At 63.4% G+C, this 325-nt stretch carries 1 pseudogene; it reads right to left on the reverse strand.

What is annotated here, in order from left to right:
- Positions 1-325 (reverse strand): annotated as a pseudogene (locus EN857_RS33875) (F0F1 ATP synthase subunit beta); the annotation flags it as partial.

Raw genomic sequence — 325 nt, forward strand, 5'->3', positions numbered from 1 at the left:
ATACGGCCGAGCAGAGCCGACACTTCCGAACCCGCTTGCGTAAAGCGGAAGATGTTGTCGACGAAGAACAGCACGTCCTGGCCCTGGTCGCGGAAATATTCGGCGACCGTCAGGCCGGTCAGGCCGACGCGGGCGCGCGCGCCCGGCGGCTCGTTCATCTGGCCGTACACCAGCGCCGCCTTCGAACCTTCGCCGCCACCCTTCTTGTTGACGCCGGATTCAATGAACTCGTGGTAAAGGTCGTTGCCTTCGCGGGTGCGCTCGCCGACGCCGGCGAACACCGAGTAACCACCATGCGCCTTGGCGATGTTGTTGATCAGTTCCT

It is taken from the genome of Mesorhizobium sp. M4B.F.Ca.ET.214.01.1.1 (genome assembly GCF_004791545.1).
Lineage (GTDB): Bacteria > Pseudomonadota > Alphaproteobacteria > Rhizobiales > Rhizobiaceae > Mesorhizobium > Mesorhizobium abyssinicae.